The organism is Faecalibacterium sp., from assembly GCF_052358865.1.
Classification (GTDB): Bacteria; Bacillota; Clostridia; order Oscillospirales; family Ruminococcaceae; genus Faecalibacterium; species Faecalibacterium butyricigenerans.
This window is the reverse complement of the sequence record NZ_DAWCVJ010000043.1, coordinates 1-21,704: the sequence shown is the minus strand read 5'-3', so window position 1 is coordinate 21,704 and position 21,704 is coordinate 1. Positions and strand designations below refer to the sequence as shown.

Annotated in this window: 24 protein-coding genes; 17 read left to right on the top strand and 7 right to left on the bottom strand. The window is 63.7% G+C overall.

The genetic code is table 11. The features are described from left to right. Window positions 1–205: hypothetical protein (locus tag ACT8X9_RS08285; RefSeq protein WP_444268691.1), on the bottom strand; the 205-nt coding region annotated here is incomplete at its 3' end. Between the two features lie 56 nt (window positions 206–261). Between ACT8X9_RS08285 and ACT8X9_RS08280 the strand changes: the two genes are divergently transcribed. Both ACT8X9_RS08280 and ACT8X9_RS08275 read left to right on the top strand, forming a co-directional pair. After that, window positions 262–1,062 carry an aspartate dehydrogenase domain-containing protein gene (locus ACT8X9_RS08280; protein WP_444268690.1) on the top strand — a complete coding sequence of 267 codons (801 nt, stop codon included), beginning with the start codon at window positions 262–264 and terminating at the stop codon, window positions 1,060–1,062. Window positions 1,063–1,080: 18 nt separating this feature from the next. Further along, window positions 1,081–2,001: an NAD(P)-dependent oxidoreductase gene (locus ACT8X9_RS08275; RefSeq protein ID WP_444268689.1), complete on the top strand. Its 921-nt coding sequence runs from the start codon at window positions 1,081–1,083 to the stop codon at window positions 1,999–2,001. Here ACT8X9_RS08275 and ACT8X9_RS08270 read toward each other — a convergent pair. Then, entirely contained in the window at window positions 1,975–2,601 is a 627-nt protein-coding gene (locus ACT8X9_RS08270) for a nucleotidyltransferase family protein (protein ID WP_444268688.1), read from the bottom strand. The genes ACT8X9_RS08275 and ACT8X9_RS08270 overlap by 27 nt on opposite strands. Before the next feature lie 106 nt (window positions 2,602–2,707). On the opposite strand from ACT8X9_RS08270, the gene ACT8X9_RS08265 reads away from it, so the two are divergent. The 10 genes from ACT8X9_RS08265 to yqeB all read left to right on the top strand — a co-directional run bounded on the left by ACT8X9_RS08265 (window position 2,708) and on the right by yqeB (window position 11,989). After that, window positions 2,708–3,490: an FAD binding domain-containing protein gene (locus ACT8X9_RS08265; RefSeq protein ID WP_444268687.1), complete on the top strand. Its 783-nt coding sequence runs from the start codon at window positions 2,708–2,710 to the stop codon at window positions 3,488–3,490. A gap of 14 nt (window positions 3,491–3,504) precedes the next feature. Next, the gene (locus tag ACT8X9_RS08260) at window positions 3,505–3,978 is read left to right on the top strand and encodes a (2Fe-2S)-binding protein (RefSeq protein WP_227621090.1); all 474 of its coding nucleotides are present in this window, start codon (window positions 3,505–3,507) and stop codon (window positions 3,976–3,978) included. Beyond that, window positions 3,975–6,272, top strand: coding sequence for a xanthine dehydrogenase family protein molybdopterin-binding subunit (locus tag ACT8X9_RS08255; protein WP_444268686.1), 2,298 nt, complete (start codon window positions 3,975–3,977; stop codon window positions 6,270–6,272). The genes ACT8X9_RS08260 and ACT8X9_RS08255 overlap by 4 nt, the downstream gene beginning before the upstream one ends. Beyond that, window positions 6,272–6,970, top strand: coding sequence for a selenium cofactor biosynthesis protein YqeC (gene yqeC, locus ACT8X9_RS08250; RefSeq protein ID WP_444268685.1), 699 nt, complete (start codon window positions 6,272–6,274; stop codon window positions 6,968–6,970). Before ACT8X9_RS08255 ends, yqeC begins: the two co-directional genes overlap by 1 nt. After that, window positions 6,970–8,028, top strand: coding sequence for a selenide, water dikinase SelD (selD, locus tag ACT8X9_RS08245; protein WP_444268684.1), 1,059 nt, complete (start codon window positions 6,970–6,972; stop codon window positions 8,026–8,028). Before yqeC ends, selD begins: the two co-directional genes overlap by 1 nt. 99 nt (window positions 8,029–8,127) lie before the next feature. Continuing rightward, on the top strand, window positions 8,128–8,730 hold the full coding sequence (gene yedF, locus ACT8X9_RS08240) for a sulfurtransferase-like selenium metabolism protein YedF (protein ID WP_249233058.1): 603 nt from the start codon (window positions 8,128–8,130) through the stop codon (window positions 8,728–8,730). Continuing rightward, entirely contained in the window at window positions 8,727–9,878 is a 1,152-nt protein-coding gene (locus ACT8X9_RS08235; RefSeq protein ID WP_444268683.1) for an aminotransferase class V-fold PLP-dependent enzyme, read from the top strand. Before yedF ends, ACT8X9_RS08235 begins: the two co-directional genes overlap by 4 nt. Window position 9,879: 1 nt before the next feature. Then, on the top strand, window positions 9,880–10,110 hold the full coding sequence (locus tag ACT8X9_RS08230) for a DUF3343 domain-containing protein (protein WP_444268682.1): 231 nt from the start codon (window positions 9,880–9,882) through the stop codon (window positions 10,108–10,110). A gap of 21 nt (window positions 10,111–10,131) precedes the next feature. After that, window positions 10,132–11,184, top strand: coding sequence for an XdhC family protein (locus tag ACT8X9_RS08225; RefSeq protein WP_444268681.1), 1,053 nt, complete (start codon window positions 10,132–10,134; stop codon window positions 11,182–11,184). Beyond that, window positions 11,174–11,989 carry a selenium-dependent molybdenum cofactor biosynthesis protein YqeB gene (gene yqeB / locus ACT8X9_RS08220; protein ID WP_444268680.1) on the top strand — a complete coding sequence of 272 codons (816 nt, stop codon included), beginning with the start codon at window positions 11,174–11,176 and terminating at the stop codon, window positions 11,987–11,989. The genes ACT8X9_RS08225 and yqeB overlap by 11 nt, the downstream gene beginning before the upstream one ends. Window positions 11,990–12,036: 47 nt before the next feature. On the opposite strand, the gene ACT8X9_RS08215 is transcribed toward yqeB, so the two are convergent. From ACT8X9_RS08215 to ACT8X9_RS08195, 5 genes are all read right to left on the bottom strand, one after another. After that, window positions 12,037–12,876, bottom strand: a complete 840-nt coding sequence (locus ACT8X9_RS08215; RefSeq protein WP_444268679.1) for an SDR family oxidoreductase — start codon at window positions 12,874–12,876, stop codon at window positions 12,037–12,039. A gap of 12 nt (window positions 12,877–12,888) precedes the next feature. Further along, window positions 12,889–13,200, bottom strand: coding sequence for an AzlD domain-containing protein (locus ACT8X9_RS08210; RefSeq protein WP_227621100.1), 312 nt, complete (start codon window positions 13,198–13,200; stop codon window positions 12,889–12,891). Next, on the bottom strand, window positions 13,197–13,979 hold the full coding sequence (locus tag ACT8X9_RS08205; protein WP_444268678.1) for an AzlC family ABC transporter permease: 783 nt from the start codon (window positions 13,977–13,979) through the stop codon (window positions 13,197–13,199). The genes ACT8X9_RS08210 and ACT8X9_RS08205 overlap by 4 nt, the downstream gene beginning before the upstream one ends. A 136-nt stretch (window positions 13,980–14,115) precedes the next feature. Further along, window positions 14,116–14,442: a GlsB/YeaQ/YmgE family stress response membrane protein gene (locus ACT8X9_RS08200; protein WP_444268677.1), complete on the bottom strand. Its 327-nt coding sequence runs from the start codon at window positions 14,440–14,442 to the stop codon at window positions 14,116–14,118. 18 nt (window positions 14,443–14,460) lie between these two features. Continuing rightward, complete coding sequence (locus ACT8X9_RS08195; RefSeq protein ID WP_412591181.1) at window positions 14,461–15,144, bottom strand: endonuclease III domain-containing protein; 684 nt, start codon at window positions 15,142–15,144, stop codon at window positions 14,461–14,463. Between the two features lie 175 nt (window positions 15,145–15,319). On the opposite strand from ACT8X9_RS08195, the gene ACT8X9_RS08190 reads away from it, so the two are divergent. From ACT8X9_RS08190 to mutS, 5 genes are all read left to right on the top strand, one after another. Then, on the top strand, window positions 15,320–16,594 hold the full coding sequence (locus ACT8X9_RS08190) for a replication-associated recombination protein A (protein WP_444268676.1): 1,275 nt from the start codon (window positions 15,320–15,322) through the stop codon (window positions 16,592–16,594). Between the two features lie 48 nt (window positions 16,595–16,642). Further along, complete coding sequence (locus ACT8X9_RS08185) at window positions 16,643–17,023, top strand: Fur family transcriptional regulator (protein WP_227621105.1); 381 nt, start codon at window positions 16,643–16,645, stop codon at window positions 17,021–17,023. Between the two features lie 106 nt (window positions 17,024–17,129). Next, window positions 17,130–18,512: a tRNA (N6-isopentenyl adenosine(37)-C2)-methylthiotransferase MiaB gene (miaB, locus tag ACT8X9_RS08180; protein WP_444268675.1), complete on the top strand. Its 1,383-nt coding sequence runs from the start codon at window positions 17,130–17,132 to the stop codon at window positions 18,510–18,512. Window positions 18,513–18,738: 226 nt separating this feature from the next. Beyond that, window positions 18,739–19,146: a YlbF family regulator gene (locus tag ACT8X9_RS08175; protein WP_227621107.1), complete on the top strand. Its 408-nt coding sequence runs from the start codon at window positions 18,739–18,741 to the stop codon at window positions 19,144–19,146. A gap of 126 nt (window positions 19,147–19,272) precedes the next feature. Continuing rightward, window positions 19,273–21,704, top strand: a 2,432-nt coding sequence (mutS, locus tag ACT8X9_RS08170) for a DNA mismatch repair protein MutS (protein WP_444268674.1), incomplete at its 3' end; no start/stop codon positions are given.

The following is a 21,704-nucleotide window of genomic DNA, read 5'->3' as shown; positions in this document are numbered from 1 at the left end:
AGCATACAAAAACCTCCTTTGAATGGTGAAAAGAAATGGTAAAAACAGGGAACATCTGACTGTCCTGAATGTACCACATTTGCGGGGAAAAATCAAGAAAACCTGCGCGAATCGCCCTGTTTCCTGCGTGAATGGAGAAGATCCGTCCAAAAGAATGCCTTTTGGCGAAGAAGAAGCGCCACTTTTGCTTTTCCGGGGTAGACATGGTATACTGGGAAAGGAAAAACCCGCCGACTGGGCGGGAAAAAGGAGAATGGTATCATGAAAACGAAATTTGGCATCGTGGGCTGCGGCTTCCTCGGAAACATTGTGGCCGATGCATGGAAGAAGGGCCTGCTGGAGGACTACGAGCTGGTGGGCGTCACCAGCCGCACCTTCGCCTCGGCAGAGAAGACGGCGTCCGCCGTGGGCTGTGCGGCCTGCGCGGACGTGGACGCCCTGCTGGCGCTGGAGCCGGAGTACATCATGGAGGCAGCCTCGGTGGAGGCGGTGCGGGCCATGGCGGTGCCGGTGCTGCGCCGGGGCGTGAGCCTCGTGGTGCTGTCCATCGGCGCGTTCGCCGACCTCGCTTTCTACGAGGATGTCAAGCAGGCGGCCCGGGAGGGTGGGGCCAAGGTGCATCTGGCCAGCGGTGCCATCGGCGGCTTCGACGTATTGCAGACCGTCACCCTCATGGCTGAGGCCCAGAAGCTGGACGAAAAGGCCGGCATCGAGACCCACACCGGCGCGAAGGGCTTCCGCAACACTCCTGTCTGGGCCGACCACCTGCTGACCGACACCGAAAAGACCACCGTCTTCACCGGCAGTGCCAAGGAGGCCATCGCCACCTTCCCCCGTCGGGTGAACGTCGCCGTGGCCACCTCGCTGGCCACCACCGGCCCGGACGTCACCGGCGTGACCATGCACTCCGTCCCCGGCTGGGTGGGCGACGACCACTGCATCACCGCTGAGATCGAGGGCGTCAAGGCCGTGGTGGACATCTGCTCCTCCACCAGCGCCATCGCCGGGTGGAGCGCCGTGGCCCTGCTGCGCAACCTCGCCTCGCCGGTCTGCTTCTATTAAATAAGGAGGGAAAGCGCTATGTTCCAGAAACTGGTCGCCATCGAGCCGGTCAGCCTCATCCCCTCGGCGGAAGAGGCCCTGCATCAGTACGCTGGGGAGGTCGTGCTCTTCCGGGACGTCCCCGCCGACGCGGACGAGATCGTCCGCCGCATCGGGGACGCCGACGCGGTGCTCCTGAGCTATACCTCCCGCATGGGCCGGGACGTCATCGCCCGCTGCCCCAATCTGCGCTACATCGGGATGTGCTGCAGCCTCTACTCCGAGAAAAGCGCCAACGTGGACATCGCCTTTGCCCGGGAAAAGGGCATCCGGGTGCTGGGCATCCGGGACTACGGCGACCGGGGCGTGGTGGAATATGTCCTCCACGAGCTGACCGGCCTGCTCCACGGCTTCGGGATGCCGATGCTCCGGGACGAGCCGGTGGAGATCTTCGGCCTCCGGGTGGGCGTCGTGGGTCTGGGCGTCTCGGGCCGGATGATCGCCGACGCGCTGGCCTTCCTCGGCGCGGACATCTCTTATTACAGCCGCAGCCGCAAGCCGGACGCCGAGGCTGCGGGCATGAAGTACAAGCCTCTGGAAGCCCTTCTGCGGGACAGCGAGGTGGTCTTTACCTGCCTGAACAAGAACGTCCTGCTGCTGGGCAGGCCGGAGTTTGAGGCGCTGGGGGAGGGCAAGGTCCTCTTCAACACCTCCATCGGCCCCGGCTTCGACTCCGCCGCCCTCGAAGCGTGGCTGGACAAGCCCGGCACCCACTTCTTCTGCGACACCTACGCCGCCGCCGGCCCGGTGAGCGAGGGCTTCTTCGCCCGCCCCAACGTCCACAGCCCGGGCGTCTCGGCCGGACGCACCAAGCAGGCCTTCGTGCTGCTGAGCGAGAAGGTGCTGGCAAACCTGAAAAAGGCGCTGGACGGCTCAGAGGAAACGCTTCAGCGCCTCTAAGCGCTCCACCGTATCCGCATCTTCCAGCTCCTCGGCGCTCTGGGCGTACACGGCCCGGACGCAGCCGGGGTGCTGGCGGATGACTGCGCCGCCGCCCTTGCCCTCGGGCAGGGCGCGCAGGGCGTCGAAGTGACCGCTTCCGAACAGGACGGGACTCCCCAGCAGAGGCTCTGCGCCCCCGGCGCGCCAGCCCAGACGGAGGATGACCCGTTCTGTTTCTTTTTGCGCGCGGAAGCCGCGCACCATGGCCTCGAGGCTCTCCCGCCGCAGCAGCGGCTGGTCGCCGGGCAGGAAGATGCACCCCCCGAGGCCGGGGCACTCGCCCAGCAGCGCATCGAGACCGAGGCGGACGGTGTCGTTCCGGCCCGGCAGGCTGTGGAGGACGGTCTTTGCGCCCGCCGCCCGGGCGAGACGTGCCACCTCCGCCGACCGGGTGACGACCACCCGGGCCGCAAGGGCGGGGGAGGCCGTGACGGCCAGCGCCCGGGCGATGAGGGGCGCGCCGCCGAAGTCGGCCAGAAGCTTATCCGAGCCGAAGCGCACCGCCCGCCCCGACGCCATGATGACGCAGCCCACCGCCGCCTGCTTCGTCTGTTCCATCGTCCCGTCCTCCCCTGCATGGAAAAGTTGAATCGCTACAGTGGCATTATAGCGGATTTTGTGATAAAATAAAAGCAAAAGGCCAAAAAAGAGAGGAAACAGCAAAATGATGACCATTCGGGAATACAAAAAGGCCGAAAGTCTCGAGGAGGCGTGGCAGCTCAACCAGAAAAAGCAGAACCGTGTCCTCGGCGGCATGATCTGGCTCAAGATGGAGAACATCAATGTGGGCACTGCCATCGACCTGTCGGGCCTCGGCCTCGATACCATCGAGGAGACGGAGGAAGGCTTTGCCATCGGTGCGATGGTGACGCTGCGCCAGCTCGAGCTGCACGAGGGCCTCGCCGCCTACACCGAGGGCGCAGTGCGGGAGTCGGTGCGCCACATCGTGGGCGTCCAGCTGCGCAACCTCGCCACCGTGGGCGGCAGCCTTTACAGCCGCTTCGGCTTTTCGGACGTGCTGACCATCTTCCTTGCGCTGAACGCCTCGGTGGAGCTGTACAAGGGCGGCGTCGTGCCCCTTTCGGAGTATGCCCAGCGCCCCTATGACCGGGACATCCTCGTGCGGGTCCTCGTGCCGAAGGAGCACGCCCGCTTCTGCTACCAGTCGGTGCGCAACAGCCAGACCGATTTCCCGGTGCTGACCTGCGCCGCCGCCCGCCTCGCCGACGGCAGAATCCGCGCCGCCCTCGGCGCACGCCCGGGCAAGGCCGTGCTCTACACCGCCGCACCGCAGGCAGGGGAGACCGCCGAGGCCTTCGCCGCCCGCTTCGCCGCTGAGGTGAAAGCAGACATCAAGACCGAAAGCAACATCCGGGGCAGCGCCGCGTACCGCCGCCATCTGGCCGGCGTGCTGACCAAACGCGCCGTCTGCCGTCTGGAAGGCTGAGGAAGGGGAACACCATGCAGATCACACTTACCTTAAATAATAAGAAGCTCACCGCCGACGTTGCGCCTGACGCGCTGCTCATCGACTTTGTGCGCAGCCACGGCTGCCTGAGCGTCAAGCGGGGCTGCGAGACCTCCAACTGCGGCCTGTGCACCGTCTTTCTCGACGACAAGCCGGTGCTGTCCTGCTCTGTCCTCGCCGTCCGGGCCGACGGCCGCAGAGTGACCACCCTCGAGGGCCTGCAGGACGAAGCCGCCGAGTTCGGCGCCTTCATCGCCGATCAGGGTGCAGAGCAGTGCGGCTTCTGCAACCCGGGCTTCATCATGAACGCCCTCGCCCTCTTCCGGGAGAAGGAATATCCCACCGAGGAGGAGATCAAGGAATATCTCGCCGGAAACCTCTGCCGCTGCTCGGGCTATGAGGGCCAGCTGCGGGGCATCCAGAACTTCCTCGCATGGAAAAAAGCCAAGAAGGAGGCGGCAGAATGAATACGGTCAACAGACCCTTCCGCAAGAAGGACGCCATGCAGCTGGTGACGGGCCAGCCCGTCTATATGGACGACCTCGTCCCCGCCGACTGCCTCATCGTCAAGCTCCTGCGCTCCCCCCACGCCAACGCCATCGTGAAGAGCATCGACACCGCTGTGGCCAAGAAGGTGCCCGGCATCGAGGCCATCTTTACATGGGAGGATGTGCCGCAGGACGCCCGCCGCTACACGCAGGCAGGCCAGACCTACCCGGAGGCCAGCCCCTACGACCGCCTCCTCATCGACCGCCACGTCCGCTTCGTGGGCGACGTTGTGGCCATCGTGGCGGGCAAGGACGACAAATGCGTCGATAAGGCGCTGAAACTGATAAAAGTCACCTATGAGGTGCTGGAGCCAGTGCTGGACTATCACACCGCCAAGGACAACCCCATTCTCGTCCACCCCGAGGACAACTGGGAGAGCCTGTGCCCCGTGGGCGCGGACAACAAGCGCAACCTCTGCGCCCACGACGAGTGCAGCGACGGCGACATCGACGGGGTGCTGGCCGACTGTGACATCGTCATCGACCATGTCTACCACACCAAAGCCTGCCAGCAGGCCATGATGGAGACCTTCCGCACCTATTGCAGCATCGACCTCTATGGCCGTCTGAACGTCCTCAGCTCGACCCAGATCGTCTTCCACGCCCGCCGCATCATCGCCAACGCCCTCCACATCCCGAAGTCCATGGTGCGGGTGACCAAGCCCCGCATCGGCGGCGGCTTTGGCGCGAAGCAGACCGCTGTCTGTGAGGTCTACCCGGCGTTCGTGACGTGGAAGACCAAAAAGCCCTCCAAGCTCATCTTCACCCGGGAGGAGAGCCAGATCGCCTCCACCCCCCGCCACGAGATGGAGATCCACCTCCGCCTCGGCGCGGACAGGGACGGCACCATCCGCGGCCTCGACCTCTACACCCTCTCCAACACCGGCGCTTACGGCGAGCACGGCCCCACGACGGTGGGCCTTTCGGGACATAAATCCATCCCCCTCTACGGCAGGGCCGAGGCCTTCCGCTTTACCTATGACGTGGTGTACACCAACCATATGTCGGCGGGTGCCTACCGGGGCTATGGTGCGACGCAGGGCCTGTTTGCGGTGGAATCCGCCGTCAACGAGCTGGCCGCAAAGCTCCATATGGACCCCTTCAAGCTCCGGGAAATGAATATCGTGAAGGAGGGGCAGGTCATGCCCGCCTACTACGGCGCGGTGAACACCAGCTGCGCCCTCGACCGGTGCCTTGCGAAGGTCCACGAGATGATAAACTGGGACGAAAAGTACCCCCGCCGCGATATGGGCAACGGGAAGATCCGTGCCGTCGGCATGGGCATGGCGATGCAAGGCTCCGGCATCTCCGGCATGGACGTGGGCAGCGCCACCCTGAAGATCAACGATGAGGGCTTCTATACCCTCCTCATCGGCGCTGCCGATATGGGCACCGGCTGTGACACCACGCTGGCCCAGATCGCCGCCGAGGTGCTGGAATGCGGCATGGACGACATCACCGTCTACGGTGCCGACACCGACACCTCCCCCTACGACTCCGGCTCCTATGCGTCCAGCACTACCTACATCACCGGTAAGGCCGTCGAAAAGTGCGCCCTGAAGCTGCGCGGTCAGATCTGCAAGCTTGGCGCGCAGCTGCTGGGCTGTGGGGAGAGCGACGTGGAATTTGACGGTAAGACGGTGTTTGTCTCTGCCGACCCCGCCCGGAGCGTCCCGCTGGCCGACATTGCCACGGCCTCCATGTTCGGCCACGATGTGCCGCTGGAGGTCACGGAGACCCATATGTCGCCCCTGTCGCCTCCGCCCTATATGGTGGGCGCGGCTGAGGTAGAGGTGGACACCGAGACCGGCGAGGTGAAGCTGCTGGAGTTCGACGCCTGCGTGGACTGCGGCACCCCCATCAACCCGAACCTTACCCGGGTGCAGGCCGAGGGCGGTCTGCTGCAGGGCATCGGTATGACCCTCACCGAGAACATCACCTACGACCAGCGGGGCTGGCCCATGGAAAATTCGCTCATGCAGTACAAGATCCCCACCCGCGCCGACGTGGGCCATATCCGGGTCGAGTTCGAGAACAGCTATGAGCCGAACGGTCCCTTCGGCGCGAAATCCATCGGCGAGGTGGTCATCAACACCCCGCTGCCCGCCATCTCGGACGCCATCTACAACGCCATCGGCACCCGCTTCTACGAGCTGCCCATCACCCCCGAGAAGGTCGCCATGGCTGTGGCCGAACAAGCAGGCGAAGTCTGATGAACGGCCTCGAAGCGCTGCCCTTCCTGCGGGAGAAGGGCCATGTCGTCTCCCTCGTGGGGGGCGGCGGAAAGACAACGCTTCTTTACGGGATGGCCCGCCTCTGCGCCGCCGAGGGGCAGAGGGTGCTGGTCTCCACCACCACCCACATCCAGCGCCCCAGCGTGAATTATGCCCTCGATGAAGCCGTGCGGGATGCCCTCTGGCAGGCCGGGACCTATGCCGTGGCGGGTTCGCCCGCCGAAAACGGCAAGCTGACCCAGCCGCCCGGCCTGTCCGGATGGATGGCCGGGGCCGATACCGTCCTTCTCGAAGCCGACGGCGCGAAGCATCGCCCCTGCAAGGCCCCGGCGGCCCATGAGCCGGTGCTCCTGCCCGAAAGCGACATCGTGCTGGCCGTGGCCGGGCTGTCGGCTCTGGGCAGGCCCCTCGCGGAGGTCTGCTTCCGGCTGGATGCGGCCTGCGCCCTGCTGGGCGTGCCGCCCGAAGCCTCTCTGACGTCTGAGCGGCTGGCAAAGCTGCTGGCAAGCGGCGCAGGCGGGAGAAAGAATGTCGGCACCCGGGCATTTTATGTCATCCTCAATCAGGCCGACGACGCCCCGCGCCGCGCAGCGGGGGAGAGAACGCTGGCGATTCTGAAAGAAACCTACAATGCATCGGGATTTTTGACCCATTTTGAGGAAGGAGAGAGGGCCTGATGGCGCAGGAGGATAAAATCATCTTCTGCACGGGCGGCGGCTGTACCGCCAAGCTCGGCGCAGGAGTGCTGAGCCATATTCTGGAAAAACTGCCCCGGGGCGAGCCGGACCCGAACCTTCTGGTGGGCTATGACAGCCGGGACGACGCTGCCGTCTACCGCATCACCGACGAGATCGCGCTGGTGCAGACGGTGGACTTCTTTCCGCCCATGGTGGACGACCCCTACACCTTCGGGCAGATCGCAGCGGCGAACGCCCTCAGCGACGTCTACGCCATGGGCGGCGAGGTGAAGACCGCGCTGAACCTTGTCTGCTTCCCGGAGAGCATGGACCTGAACGTCCTCGGCGAGATCTTGCGCGGCGGCGCGGAAAAGGTGGCCGAAGCGGGGGGCATCCTCGCGGGAGGGCACTCCATCGCCGACACTGGCGTGAAGTACGGCCTGTCCGTCACCGGACTCGTAGACCCCCGCCGCCTTACCGCCAACGACACCGGAAAGCCCGGCGACAAGCTCATCCTGACCAAGGCGCTGGGCGTCGGCCTCATCTGCACCGCCAACCGGGTGGGCGAGGCCGCCCCCGGCGCGATGGACGCTGCGGTGGCCTCCATGACGACCCTGAACAAGTCCGCGGCGGAATGCAGCCGCCGGTACGCCGTCCACGCCGCCACCGATGTCACCGGGTTCAGCTTCCTCGGCCATCTCCACGAGATGATGGGCGGGCGGCTGTCCTGCCGGATCGACGCCAGTGCCGTGCCCGTCCTGCCCGGTGCGTGGCAGGCAGCGGACGACTGTCTTTTTACCGCCGCCGGTCAGCGAAACCGCAACCACACAGGCCCCTTCGTCCGGTTCGAGGGGGTGCCCTTCGCCATGGAGGAGATCCTTTTCGACCCTCAGACCTCGGGCGGCCTGCTGCTGGCGGTCGCGCCGGAGGACGCGGCTCCGCTCGAGACAGAGCTGAAGGGGGTCGGCCTGCCCGCAGCCATCGTGGGCGAGATCACAGAGAGACAGGACACCGAGATATTGGTGTCTTATCCGGAATATAGCAAACCAATTTTTTAATGCAACGGCAACAACATTGGTTTGCATATCGCAGATATGCTGTTACGGTTGCGCTAATTTCTAGCCTTGCGATAAAACGTACGATAGAGAGGAAAAATTATGCTGAGAGTGGATGCCAGAGGAGACGCCTGCCCACTGCCCGTGGTCAAGGCAAAGAAAGCCATTGCCGCGCTGGCTGGCGCAGGCGAGGTGGAGGTGCTGGTGGACAATGAGATCGCCGTCCAGAACCTGACGAAAATGGCCAAACAGAAGGGCTGCCAGTCCACCGCAGAGAAGCTGGGCGAGCGGGAGTACCGCGTCCTCCTCACGGTGGGCGAGCCGGTCGAGGCCGAGGCGGAAGCCCCGGTCTGCACCCCCGACGCCCGCACCGACACGGTAGTGGCCATCGCGTCCGACAAGATGGGAGAGGGTGCGGAGGAGCTGGGCAAGACCCTGCTGAAGGCCTTCGTTTTTTCGCTGACCCAGCAGGACAAGCTGCCCAAGACCATCCTCTTCTACAACGGCGGCGCTCACCTCACCTGTGCAGGCTCGCCCATGCTGGATGACCTCAAGGCACTGGAGGCCGAGGGCGTCGAGATCCTGACCTGCGGCACCTGCCTGAACTTCTACGGCCTGACCGAGCAGCTGGCCGTGGGCGGTGTGACGAATATGTACGTCATTGCAGAAAAAATGCTCACTGCCGGGAACGTGGTCAAGCCGTGATCTACCTTGATAACGCCGCCACTACCCTTCAGAAGCCGCCCTGCGTGGGGCAGGCTGTGCTGGATGCACTGGCCCATGGAGGAAACCCGGGCCGTGGTGCCCATGAGCCGACCCTTCACGCGGCCCGCCTCGTCTACCGTGCCCGGGAGGCACTGGCAACACTTCTCCATGCCGAAAGCCCCGACGGCATCGCCTTTGCGGCCAACGTGACGCAGGCGCTGAACACGGCGCTCTCCGGTCTTGTCCGCCCCGGCGACCACGTCATCACGACGGTCTGTGAGCACAACTCGGTGCTGCGCCCCCTCTACCGCCTGCGGGAGCAGGGGGCACAGGTCAGCTTCGTGGAGGTGGACGACGCCGGGCGGCTGCGCTACGACCAGTTCGAACGGCTTCTCCGCCCGAACACCCGCTTTGTGGCCGTGACCCACGCCTCGAACGTGACCGGAAACCTGACCGACCTTGCGTTCGTCTCCGCTTTTGCAAAAAAACACGGCCTTACGCTTATCGTGGACGCGGCCCAGACCGCAGGCGCGCGGCCCATCGACGTGCAGGCGCTGGGGGCGGATGTCCTCTGCTTCACCGGACACAAGGCACTGCTCGGCCCACAGGGCACGGGCGGATTGTACGTTCGGCCCGGCCTCGCCGTCCGTCCCCTTGTGGTGGGTGGCAGCGGCATCCATAGCTTCGATGAGGCCCACCCGTCCCAGATGCCCACGGCGCTGGAAGCGGGGACTCTGAACGTCCCCGGTCTCGCAGGCCTCGGGGCAGGGGTGGAGTGGCTTCTGTCGCAGGGCGTCGAGGCTTTGCACGAAAAGGAGCTGGCCCTGACTTACCTGTTCTATGAGCGGATCGTCCATGCCCCCGGCGTGAAGGTCTACGGCAGCTTCGCCGAGGCAGACCGTGCCCCCATCGTCTCGCTGAACTTTGGCGGAGAGGACGCTGCCCGCGCCGCCGACATCCTCTGGGAGGACTATAAGCTCTGCGTCCGGGCTGGGGCGCACTGTGCCCCCCTCATCCACAAGGCCCTCGGCACGGCGGAACAGGGGATGGTGCGGTTCAGCTTTTCCCATCAGAACACCGAGGCCGAGGTGCTCGAGGCCGCCGAGGCGGTCTGTCAGCTGGCCGAGGAACTGGCTGAGGAACTGTGATATGCGAAAAAAGAGACAATATATCGTGCTTTCCTTTGCTTCTACTGCCCGCGCGATGGGCTGGGAGAAGGAGTGCGCCGCCCGGGGCATCCCGGGGCGCATCATCCCGCTGCCCGGTGAGATCACGGCGGGCTGCGGCCTCGGCTGGCGGATGCTGCCGGAGGACTGGGAGGCTTGGAACCCCCGGCTGGACGGTGCAGGCTACGACGCCGCAACGCCGGTCATGCAATAAAACTCCATAAGGAGAAGTTCTATGTCGATTCGTGAGTTTGCACAAGCGCTGCGTACCACGCAGGGCCAGCATATTCTGGCATCTGTGCTGGAAGGCCCCGAGCAGGGGCAGCGGCTTTTGCTCTGTGAAGGTGTGCCGGTCTGGCCCCCGAAGCCCGAGGGTCTGCTGGCCCGGAATCTCCCGGCACTGGCCGGGTGCGGAGCCAGCGGCCTCCTGACGCTGGAGGGCGTGCGTGTCTTCGTGGAAAAGTTCGGCGGTGCACCCCGGCTTGTCCTCTGCGGCGGAGGCCATGTGGCCGAGAGCGTCGTCCGGCTGGCCGTCATGCTGGGCCTGCCTGTCACCGGGCTGGAGGAGCGCCCCGACTACGCCGACGCCCTCCGCCGTGCCGGGGCGGAAACGGTGCTCTGCGGCCCCTATGCGGAGAGCCTCGCTCGGGTGGAGGGCAGCGCGGAGACCTACTTTGTCGTAGCTACCCGTGCCCACGCCTTCGACGTGGAATGCCTCACGGAGATATGCAAAAAACGATCTGCCTACGTCGGTATGCTGGGCAGCAGGAGCCGCGCGGCCCTCGTCCGCCGTCAGCTCACCGAGGCCGGGGCCGACCCCGTGGGGGTCGAGGGGCTCCATGCCCCCATCGGCCTTGCCATCGGAGGCCAGACCGCGCAGGAGATCGCCCTGTCCATCCTTGCCGAGATCGTCCAAGTGAAAAACAGCCGTCAGCAGACCGAGGGCTTCCCGCCCGCCCTGTTGAACGCGCTGGACGCCTGCGCCGGGCAGGAGACGCCCCCCGTCCTCGTGACCATCGTTTCCCGCCACGGCTCGACCCCCCGGGAGGTGGGCGCAAAGATGCTGATGCTGCCGGACGGGAAGTGCGTCGGCAGCGTGGGCGGCGGCATCATGGAGTACCGCATCCAACAGCTTGCATCAAAAATGCAGGCAGGCGAGGCCGCACCCTGTCAGCTGGCGGAGTATTCGGCCAGCGCACAGGAGGACGACGCGGCGCTTGCAGCCTGCGGCGGTTCCATGAAGGTATTTTTGCAGCTGCTCAAGGAGGAAAAGAGCGATGAAGCGTGATGAAGTCATCCTTGTGCGGGGCGGCGGCGACCTTGCCACCGGCACCATCCACCGGCTGTGGTCGGCGGGGCTGAAGGTGCTCGTGCTGGAAGCGGAACAGCCCGCCGCCATCCGCCGTCAGGTCTCGGTAAGCGAGGCCGTCTATCAGGGCGAGGCGGTCGTAGAAGGGATGCGCGCCACCCTCGTGCAGACGCTGGACGAGGCCGTGGTCGTCTGGTGCCGCGGCGATGTGCCGGTGATGGTGGACCCGAAGGGAGCGCTGATCCCGCAGGTGCGGCCCGCCGTTGTCGTGGACGCCATCCTTGCGAAGAGAAATCTCGGCACGACGCGGGATATGGCCCCGCTGACCATCGCCCTCGGCCCGGGCTTCACTGCGGGGGAGGACGTTGATTTCGTGGTGGAGACCAAGCGCGGCCATCGGCTGGGACGCATCATCCGGGAGGGCATCGCCGTCCCGAACACCGGCGTCCCCGGCGTCATCGGCGGCTACAGCGCAGAGCGGGTCGTCCGCGCAGCGCGGGAAGGCATCTTCCATGAGCTGCGCGCCATCGGCGATGTTGTGGAGCCGGGCGACGTCATCGCCGAGATCGAGGCCTTTGACGGCACCCGCACCCCGGTCACGACCTGCATCGGGGGCATCCTGCGGGGTCTGCTGCGGGACGGTCATCCCGTCACGATGGGCTTCAAGGTGGCCGACGTGGACCCTCGCCGCGAGGAGCTGGAAAACTGCTTCCTCATCTCGGACAAAGCCCGCTGCATCGCCGGAAGTGTGCTGGAGCTGGTGGCAGAACAACTGTGGAAATAAGCAAAACAGGCTCTCCTGAAAGGAGAGCCTGTTTTGCTATCTGTGTATCAAATATCCATCCCGTGATCTGCAAGGCACTGCCGGAATGCCCCCTGCGTAGACCGGAACACGATGCCGTGTTCTTGCAGCTTTTGCCCGTCCATCACGAGGTTTCGGACAAAGTCCGTTTCTTCGATGCGCACATCCACTTGGAGCAGGTGTGCGAAATACAGCGCAGTATCGACCATATCCTTGTCGTTCCCGCTGCCGAAGTTGTAGACGCCGCCGGGCAGTGCCATCGCGGGGAGAAGGTTTGCGATGACCTCCCGCACATAGCCCACGCCCCGGTGGTCGCGGCGGGAAAAGTGCAGCGCTTCGCCGGTCTTCGCGGCCTGCAGAAGGTTCAGCGGCAGATTGCCCCGGATGGGCAGCCGACCGCCCGGGAGATCATACATCCACGGTAAGCGGAGCGCCACAGCGTGCGGGCAGCAGGCCATCACCCGCGCCTCGGACTCGAGCTTATGCCGACCGTAGACATTGGCGGGGGAGAGGGGCAGCGCTTCGGCCAGAGGCCCGGGCTGCTGCACCCCTGCGTAGACCTGATCGGAGCTGAAGGAGAGCAGCTTTGCGCCGGTCTCCGCTGCCGCCGCTGCCACCCACTCGGGCAGCAGGACATTGGCCCGGAAGGACTCCTCCGGATGCTGCTGGCAGACCTGCGTGTTGGAGAGGGCTGCGGTGTGGACGATGACGTCCGGGCGCTCTGCGGTGATGAAGCGGCGCACGGCGGTCTCGTCGGCGGTGCGCAGAAAATCGGGCGGAAAGGCGGAAAGCTCGAACCGGCCGCGCCACATCTCCAGAACGCGCGCGCCTACGAAGCCGCCTGCGCCGGTCACGAGGATCTTTTTCATCGAACCGTCACCTCACCGGACAAGGAACAGTTCCAGAACAAAGACGACGGCACAGCAGGCCACCGACACCTGAAACAGGCTGGCCCCGTACCATGCCGCAGCGATGCCCACCACCAGCGCTGCCGCACCGGCCACCGGGCTTTGGGTGGCGTTGACGATGGCCGGGAAGGTCATGACCGCCAGCGTGACGTAGGGGACATAGTAGAGGAAGGACTGGATGAACTGGTTCCGGATGGGCTTGCGGATGAGGGTCAGGGGCAGGATGCGGATGGTGTAGGACACCGCGAACATCACCGCGATGTAAAGCCAGTTGCTGCGGATCATTGTTCAGCCTCCTCACTCTGGGTCTTGATGGGGAACAGCAGCGCTCCGGCACAGGAGATCGCCACCGTCAGAAGGATGGTGCGGGTGCCGTCCGAAAGGGCGGAGATGCCCGGCAGGTAGGTGCAGACGAAGCTCAGCGCGAAGCTGAGGACCACCAGCCCGGCGACGACCTTATCCTTCCGGGCCGGAGGGATGATGATGGCGAGGAACATCCCGTAGAGCGCCACGCTGAGGGCGCTGACGGCCCGCAGAGGCAGCAGATTGCCCGCGATGATGCCCAGCGCCGTGCCCGAGGCCCACGCCGGGGCGGCCAGCGCGATGGCGCCGTAGGTGTAGAAGGGGTTCAGGTAGCCGGGCCGGGCGATGGTGATGCCGAACAGCTCATCGGTGACGTCGTAGCCGATGATGAGGCGGTGGAAGAAGGGGGTGCCCGGGGCGAACCGCTGGGCCAGCGCACAGCTCATCAGCAGATAGCGGGCGTTGGCGATGAGGGTGATGATGGCCACTTCCAGATAGGTCGCACCGCTGGCGATGAGGGCGAAGGCGGCGTACTCGCCGGCCGAAGCGTTGTTGAGCAGGCTGGCCACGAAGCCCTGCAGGGGCGTGAAGCCCGCCGTCCGGGCCGCGATGCCCAGCGAGAAGGACACCGCAAAATATCCCAGCGCAATGGGCACACCGTCCCGCATCCCCTCGCAGAACACCTTGCGGCTGAATGCGTAGGGCTTGGAGGGCTGTGCGGAGCGGAGGGTCTGTCTCGACGACTCATGCGTTGTTTCCATGAGAAAAGCTCCTTTCCAATTTCAAACACAACGCTTATTATAGCATAGTTTGCCGGAAAATGACATTCGATTCCACTGAAACGAAAAAGCCGCAGCTTTCACCCCCGAAAGCTGCGGCTTTTTCAAGACAGACGGCTCAGTGGAACAGCTTGTTGTCGATCCAGATGCAGACACAGGCGCCCACGACCGAGATGACGAAGGAGCTGAAGCTGCCGGTGGCGTAGATGTGGAACATCCCGAACAGAAACTCGCCGACAAAGCTGCCCAGAACGCCCAGAACGACATTGCGCAGGAACGAAGTCTGCGTGTCCATAAAGCGGCTGGCAAGATAACCGGCCAGTGCGCCGACCAGAATGCCGGTCAGCAGGGAAAAGAAGAGGCCGATGATCGAAAAAAGCCCCATCAGGCAGCCGAACAGGGCGACCATAACGGCGAGGATAAGTAAGATCGTCAGAGTGAACATAAGCAAAACCTCCTTGCTTTATCCAATGGATGCCGCTTCTTCCCGCGCATAGCGGCAGATGTCAGAGAGACAGCACTTTTCGCATTCGGGCTTCCGGGCGTTGCAGACGGCGCGGCCATGCATCACGAAGCGGTGGCACAGGTCGCTGCCCTCCTCGGGCGGGATGATCTTCCACAGGGCCATCTCCACCTTCTGCGGCTCCTTGATGCCATCCACGAGGCCGATCTTGTTGCACAGCCGGATGCAGTGGGTGTCGGTGACGATGGCGGGCTTGCCGAACACATCGCCCATGATGAGGTTGGCGCTCTTGCGGCCCACGCCGGGCAGAGCCAGCAGCTCGTCGAAGGTGGTGGGCACCTTGCAGCCGTAGTCGTCCCGGAGCCTGCGCATACAGGCCGAGATGTCCCGGGCCTTGCTGCGGCCCAGACCGCAGGGCTTGACGATGGCCTCGATGTCCTCCGGCTCGGCTTCGGCCAGCGCGGCCACCGACGGATATTTTTCAAACAGGTCCTGCACCACCACGTTCACCCGGGCATCGGTGCACTGGGCCGCCAGCCGGACGCTTACCAGAAGCTGCCACGCATGGTCGTAGTCCAGCGTACAGCCTGCGTCGGGGTATTCGGCCTTGAGCCGCCGGATGACCTCCAGCGCCAGTTCCTTCTTGGCCGTCAGGTCTTCGGCGGCAGCGGTCTTTCCGCGCATACGCTCTCCCTCGATTCTTGACTGGAATGGTACAAGCATATCACGTTTTGCGAAATTTGTAAATCCTTTGCGGATTATCTGAGAATCATTTTTATTATTTCTCTTGCCCCGGCGTGTAAAATGCGCTATACTAGAAAAAAGAACGAACCGCATCCTATGCTTGGAGGGAAGACCCATGAACGAACCGCTGGCGCAGCGTCTGCGCCCCAAAACGCTGGCCGATGTCTGCGGCCAGCAGCATCTTCTGGCCGAGGGGCAGGTGTTCCGCCGCACCATCGAGAGCGGCCGCATCCCCAACATGATCTTCTACGGCCCTTCCGGCACGGGCAAGACCACCGTGGCCCGCATCATCGCTGAGAACAGCGGGATGACCCTCCATAAGCTCAACGGCACCTCCTGCGGCACCGGCGACATCAAGGCCGTGCTGAAGGACATCGGCACACTGGCCGGGGCGGGGGGCATCCTGCTCTACCTCGACGAGATACAGTACCTCAACAAAAAGCAGCAGCAGAGCCTCTTGGAGTGCATCGAGGACGGCTCTGTCACCCTCATCGCCTCCACGACGGAGAACCCCTACTTTTACATCTATAATGCGCTGCTGTCCCGCTGCACCGTGTTCGAGTTCAAGTCCCTCTCTGCCGCCGATGTGGAGCGGGGCATCCGCAACGCTCTGAAAAAGCTCTCGGCGTCCGAGCCGCAGCCCGTGACGATGGACGAGGACGCCTGTGCCTACCTTGCCGAGAGCGCGGGGGGCGATCTGCGCAAGGCGCTGGGATGCCTCGATTTCGTGGTGACGGCGGCCCCTGTGGATGAGGGAGGCAAGCACGTCACCCTCGGGATGGTGCAGCAGGTCACCCGCCGCACCGCCATGCGGTACGACCGGGACGGCGACGACCACTACGACATCGTCTCAGCCTACCAGAAGTCCATGCGAGGCTCTGACCCCAACGCCGCCCTCCACTATCTGGCCCGTCTGCTGGAAGCAGGCGACCTGCCCTCGGCCTGCCGACGCCTCATGGTCTGCGCCTGTGAGGATGTGGGCCTCGCATACCCGCAGATCATCCCCATCGTCAAGGCGGCGGTGGACGCCGCCAACATGGTGGGCCTGCCCGAAGCCCGTCTCCCGCTGGCGGATGCCGTCATCCTCGTGGCCACCAGCCCCAAGTCCAACAGCGCCTACGACGCCATCAACGCCGCCATCGCCGACGTGCAGGCGGGCCGCACCGGCCCCATCCCGCGCCAGCTCCAGAACAAGCACTTCGACGGCGAGGATGCGGCAGTCAAGGGCCAGAACTACAAGTACGCCCACGATTTTGAGAACCACTGGGTCGAGCAGCAGTATCTGCCGGATGTGCTCAAGGATGTAAAATACTATACGTTCGGAGACAACCGCACCGAACAGGCTGCCCGGGCCTACTGGGCAAAGATCAAGGGGGAGGACAAGCTCTGACCCCGGCCTTGATCCGGCCCCAAAACGATAAGAAAGAGGAGAAAGACCATGCGTTATTCCAAGCAGCGCGAGCTGGTATTGCAGAAGGTGGAGCAGCTGTGCGACCACCCCACCGCAGAAGAGATTTTTGACCTTGCGGCCAGGGAGTGCCCCGGCCTGAGCCTCGGCACCGTCTACCGCAACCTCAACAGCCTCGTGGAAGCGGGCCGCGTCCGCCGCGTCTCCATCCCGGGCAAGGCCGACCGCTTCGACCACACGCTGTGCTGGCACAGCCACCTCTACTGCAACTGCTGCGGCGGTGTCGTGGACGCCGACGTGGACGAAAAGCAGGTGATGAAGCTGGTGCGCCACCAGAAGGGCGTCGTGGAGGATTGCGCTGTGGTGCTGTTCGGCCTGTGCGAGGCCTGCGCCGCCAAGCAGGCACAGTAAAAATAAGCTCTTGCCCTCCAAGGCCAAAAAGGGTATACTATAAGGAGCTTTTTATAGTATAACGATGTCTGCCGCCGGTGCGCGGCGGCAGAGAAGGATGGTTCCATTGGAGTACATAGCATTTGAACATAACAACGCGGCGGCTGAGCTGGTCAAGCTGGCCTACGACACCCCGCCGCTGGCCTTCGTCCACAGCTACGGCTGTCAGCAGAACGTCAACGACGGCGAGCGCATCAAGGGCGTGCTGATGGACATCGGCTACGGCCTGTGCGACAAGCCCGAGGATGCCGACCTCATCCTCTTCAACACCTGTGCCGTCCGTGAGCACGCCGAGCAGCGCGTTTTCGGCAATGTGGGCGCCCTCAAGGGCCTGAAGGAGAAAAAGCGCGGCCTCATCATCGGACTCTGCGGCTGCATGGCCAACCAGAAGCACGTCGTGGAGAAGCTGCGCCAGAGCTACCCCTACGTTGACCTCGTCTTCGGCGTGGACGGCATCGATACCCTGCCCCAGCTCATCGCCCAGAAGCTGCAAAAGCACAAGCGGGTGCTGATGGAGCCGGCCCAGCGCCCCGTCATCGTGGAGAATATCCCCATCCGCCGCGAGAGCGAGTTCCGCGCATGGCTGCCCATCATGTACGGTTGTGACAACTTCTGCACCTACTGCATCGTGCCCTACGTCCGCGGCCGCGAAAAGAGCCGGAAGCCCGGCGACATCCTCGCCGAGTTCAAGGGCCTCGTAGAGGCAGGCTACAAGGAGATCACCCTGCTGGGCCAGAACGTCAACAGCTACGGCAAGGGCCTTGAAGAGCAGGTGGATTTTTCCGACCTGCTGAACCTGCTCTGCACCGTCCCGGGGGACTATCACATCCGCTTTATGACCAGCCACCCGAAGGATGCCAGCCTCAAGCTCATCGACACCATCGCGGCGCAGCCGAAGATCTGCAAGCACCTGCACCTGCCGGTGCAGTGCGGCTCGGACCGGCTGCTGATCCAGATGAACCGCCACTATACCGTGGAGCACTATCTGGAGCTGATCGAGTACGCCCGGAAGAAGATCCCCGGCATCACCTTCTCCAGCGACATCATCGTGGGTTTCCCCGGTGAGACGGAGGAGGACTTCCAGAAGACCCTCGAGCTGGTGCAGAAGGTGGGCTATATGCAGCTGTTCACCTTCATCTACTCCAAGCGCACCGGCACCAAGGCCGCCGACCTGCCCGACCCCACCCCCCGCAAGGAGAAGACCGACCGGATGGCCCGCCTGCTGAAGCTGCAGGACGACATTGCGATGGCCCTCGTCAAGGCGCAGGTGGGCCAGACCGTCCGCGTCCTCGTGGAGGGCTATGGCCGGAACGAAGGCACCCTCTCGGGCCGTCTCGACAACAACCTCACCGTCGAGTTCAAGGCCGACCCGGCCCTCATGGGCAGCTATGCGATGGTGCATCTCACGGATGCCCGCGCCACCGTCCTGCTGGGCGAGCTGACCGAATAACGATATTCTGGATATACTATCCTAAGGTGTATCTGAAAACAAAGAAAATGACGAATATTTCGCAAGCACAAGCGGGATTTAAGGCAAATAGCCGCAGGAATCCTTTGTGGATTTCAAGGCTGTTTAACGCAAAATCCAGCTGTGCTTGTAGAAATAGACTAAATTTTCGACTTTTCAGATACACCCTAATAGAATATAGAACACAGGAAAAAAGGAGACTATTACAATGGATTGCATCGACCTCTTCAAGCGTGCCGCGATGGCACTTCAGACCGACCCCCGCTATCTGGCCATGGATCAGGCCCGCAAGATGAACGATAAGGACGAGGAGCTGCAGAACCTCATCGGCGAGTTCAATCTGGCCCGGATGGACCTGAACAACGAGATCGGCAAGACCGAGCGCAGCGATGCACGCATCGCCGAGCTGAACGAGAAGGTGAACGACCTCTACGGCAAGATCATGGCCGACGAGGGCATGGTGGCCTACAACGAGGCCAAGCGTGACTGCGAGAACCTCGTGAACTATATCGACGCCATCATCAACACCGCCATGAACGGCGGCGACCCCATGACTGTGCAGGAGCCTTCCGCTTCCTGCACCGGCAGCTGCTCCACCTGCGGCGGCTGCCACTAAAGGCATCCCCATCCAAGGCTTACAAAACGCGGCTGTGCAATGCAGGGCCGCGTTTTGCTTGCAAAAGACGGTTTTGGATGCCAAACCCACACCCACGCGACAACAAGGGGAGGAAGGTGAACGGTCATGGCAGAGCTTTCGCCCATGATGCAGCAATATCTTGAGATAAAAAAACAACATAAGGACGAGATCCTTTTCTATCGCATCGGCGATTTCTACGAGATGTTCTTCGACGATGCGCTCACGGCCTCGCGGGAGCTGGACCTGACCCTTACGGGCAAGCAGTGCGGCCTCGAGGAACGTGCGCCCATGTGCGGCGTGCCCTTCCATAGCTACGAGGGCTATGTGGCCCGCCTCATCGCAAAGGGCTATAAGGTCGCCATCTGCGAGCAGGTGGAAGACCCTGCCAAGGCCAAGGGCCTCGTCAAGCGGGACATCATCCGGGTGGTCACGCCGGGCACTGTCATCGAGAGCAGTATGCTTCAGGATGACAAGAACAACTACATCGCCAGCATCTTCCTGAAGGGCGGTGCGGCGGGCCTCTGCTTTGCTGACATCTCCACCGGCACGGCCCACATCACCGAGCTGAAGCGGGAAAAGATCGCCCCGGCGGTCATCGCAGAGCTTTGCCGCTACCACCCCAGCGAGGTGCTGATGAACCCGGGTCTGCTGGACTGCCGGGAGATCACCGCCTACCTCAAAAAGAACATGAACTGCGCCGTCGAGCTGGTGGAGGAGGAACGGTATGCCCCGGGCCTCGTCTCCATCGCCCTCGAGAACCAGTTTGGCCGCGACTGGCCTGCCAAGACCGGTATGGCCGAGGACGGTCTCGTCCGCTTTGCGATGGCGGCGCTGCTGGAATATCTCCACGATACCCAGATCAAGGGCGTCGAGCGGCTCAAGACGGTCATCACCTACAACGAGGCTCAGTTCATGAGCCTGTCGCCGGTCACACGGGCCAACCTTGAGCTGACTGAGACGCTGCGGGGCCGCGAAAAGCGGGGGACGCTGCTCTGGGTACTGGACAAGACCAGCACTGCCATGGGCAAGCGGATGCTGCGCAGCTGGATCGAGCAGCCGCTGGTGTCCAGCGCTGCCATCAACCGCCGCCTCAGCGCGGTAGAGAGCCTCGTGAACCAGACCATGCAGCGGGGCGACCTCATCGAGCAGCTCCACTACATCGCCGACCTCGAGCGCCTCATGACCCGTGCGGTCTATGGTTCGGCCACGCCCAAGGAGATCTACACGATGGCCCAAACCTGTGAGCGCCTGCCTGACCTGCGGGCGCAGGCCGAGAGCTGCGGCTGCCCTGAGCTGACCGCCCTTGCAGGCCAGATCGATCTGCTGGACGACGTCAAAACGGCCATCCTCGCAGCCATCGACCCGGATGCCCCCTCCACCCTGAAGGACGGCGGCGTCATCGCCAAGGGCTACCACTCTGAGGTGGATGAGCTGCGCTCCATCCGCGACAACACCAAGGGCGTCCTCGCCCAGCTGGAGACGCGCCTGCGGCAGGAGACGGGCATCCCCAAGCTGAAGATCGGTTACAACCACGTCTTCGGTTACTTCATCGAGGTCAGCAACTCCTATAAGCAGATGGTCCCCGAGACCTACATCCGCAAACAGACCCTCACCTCCGGCGAGCGCTACATCACGCAGGAGCTGAAGGAGCTGGAAAACAAGATCCTCGGCGCACACGAGCGCCTTATCGCACTGGAGCACCGGCTCTTTGCTGAGCTGCTGGAAAAGATCGGCGGTCAGCTCGACCGCATCCAGCGGACGGCCAACGCCGTGGCCGAGCTGGATGTGCTGGCGGCGCTGGCGCAGGTGGCGGCAGAGAACAACTACTGCCGCCCCGTGGTGGACGACAGCGACGAGCTGACCATCACCGAGGGCCGCCACCCGGTGGTGGAGCAGATGCTGAAGGGGAGCCTCTTCGTGCCCAACGATACGAAGCTCAACTGCACCACCGACCGCTGCCTCATCATCACCGGCCCGAATATGGCAGGCAAATCGACGTATATGCGTCAGAACGCGCTGATCGCGCTGATGGCCCAGATCGGCTCCTTCGTCCCGGCGTCCAGCTGTCATGTGGGTGTCGTGGATGCCATCTTCACCCGCATCGGCGCATCGGACGACCTCGCCGCCGGACAGTCCACCTTCATGGTGGAGATGACTGAGGTGGCCGAAATCCTGAAAAACGCCACCCCCAAGAGCCTCGTCGTGCTGGACGAGATCGGCCGCGGCACCTCCACCTTCGACGGCATGAGCATCGCCCGCGCCGTGGTGGAGCACATCTCCGACCCGGCCAAGGGCCTCGGCTGCAAGACTCTTTTCGCCACCCACTACCACGAGCTGACCGATTTGGAAGGGTCCATCGAGGGGGTCAAGAACTACAACATCGCCGTCAAAAAGCGGGGAGAGGACATCACCTTCCTCCGCCGCATCGTCCGCGGCCCTGCCGACGACAGCTACGGCATCGAGGTGGCGAAGCTGGCCGGGCTGCCCGGCACTGTGACCCGCCGCGCCCACGAGGTGCTGCGTGCATTGGAGGCTTC

Excerpts from the sequence above, each read along its gene's own strand:
- yqeC (WP_444268685.1), top strand. The coding sequence starts at position 6,272 with ATGAACGGCCTCGAAGCGCTGCCCTTCCTGCGGGAGAAGGGCCATGTC.
- ACT8X9_RS08195 (WP_412591181.1), bottom strand. The coding sequence starts at position 15,144 with ATGCGCGGAAAGACCGCTGCCGCCGAAGACCTGACGGCCAAGAAGGAA.
- ACT8X9_RS08260 (WP_227621090.1), top strand. The coding sequence starts at position 3,505 with ATGCAGATCACACTTACCTTAAATAATAAGAAGCTCACCGCCGACGTT.
- ACT8X9_RS08255 (WP_444268686.1), top strand. The coding sequence starts at position 3,975 with ATGAATACGGTCAACAGACCCTTCCGCAAGAAGGACGCCATGCAGCTG.
- ACT8X9_RS08210 (WP_227621100.1), bottom strand. The coding sequence starts at position 13,200 with ATGATCCGCAGCAACTGGCTTTACATCGCGGTGATGTTCGCGGTGTCC.
- ACT8X9_RS08275 (WP_444268689.1), top strand. The coding sequence starts at position 1,081 with ATGTTCCAGAAACTGGTCGCCATCGAGCCGGTCAGCCTCATCCCCTCG.
- yedF (WP_249233058.1), top strand. The coding sequence starts at position 8,128 with ATGCTGAGAGTGGATGCCAGAGGAGACGCCTGCCCACTGCCCGTGGTC.
- ACT8X9_RS08205 (WP_444268678.1), bottom strand. The coding sequence starts at position 13,979 with ATGGAAACAACGCATGAGTCGTCGAGACAGACCCTCCGCTCCGCACAG.
- ACT8X9_RS08280 (WP_444268690.1), top strand. The coding sequence starts at position 262 with ATGAAAACGAAATTTGGCATCGTGGGCTGCGGCTTCCTCGGAAACATT.
- yqeB (WP_444268680.1), top strand. The coding sequence starts at position 11,174 with ATGAAGCGTGATGAAGTCATCCTTGTGCGGGGCGGCGGCGACCTTGCC.
- selD (WP_444268684.1), top strand. The coding sequence starts at position 6,970 with ATGGCGCAGGAGGATAAAATCATCTTCTGCACGGGCGGCGGCTGTACC.
- ACT8X9_RS08265 (WP_444268687.1), top strand. The coding sequence starts at position 2,708 with ATGATGACCATTCGGGAATACAAAAAGGCCGAAAGTCTCGAGGAGGCG.
- ACT8X9_RS08185 (WP_227621105.1), top strand. The coding sequence starts at position 16,643 with ATGCGTTATTCCAAGCAGCGCGAGCTGGTATTGCAGAAGGTGGAGCAG.
- ACT8X9_RS08270 (WP_444268688.1), bottom strand. The coding sequence starts at position 2,601 with ATGGAACAGACGAAGCAGGCGGCGGTGGGCTGCGTCATCATGGCGTCG.
- ACT8X9_RS08230 (WP_444268682.1), top strand. The coding sequence starts at position 9,880 with ATGCGAAAAAAGAGACAATATATCGTGCTTTCCTTTGCTTCTACTGCC.
- ACT8X9_RS08200 (WP_444268677.1), bottom strand. The coding sequence starts at position 14,442 with ATGTTCACTCTGACGATCTTACTTATCCTCGCCGTTATGGTCGCCCTG.
- ACT8X9_RS08190 (WP_444268676.1), top strand. The coding sequence starts at position 15,320 with ATGAACGAACCGCTGGCGCAGCGTCTGCGCCCCAAAACGCTGGCCGAT.
- ACT8X9_RS08225 (WP_444268681.1), top strand. The coding sequence starts at position 10,132 with ATGTCGATTCGTGAGTTTGCACAAGCGCTGCGTACCACGCAGGGCCAG.
- ACT8X9_RS08175 (WP_227621107.1), top strand. The coding sequence starts at position 18,739 with ATGGATTGCATCGACCTCTTCAAGCGTGCCGCGATGGCACTTCAGACC.
- ACT8X9_RS08215 (WP_444268679.1), bottom strand. The coding sequence starts at position 12,876 with ATGAAAAAGATCCTCGTGACCGGCGCAGGCGGCTTCGTAGGCGCGCGC.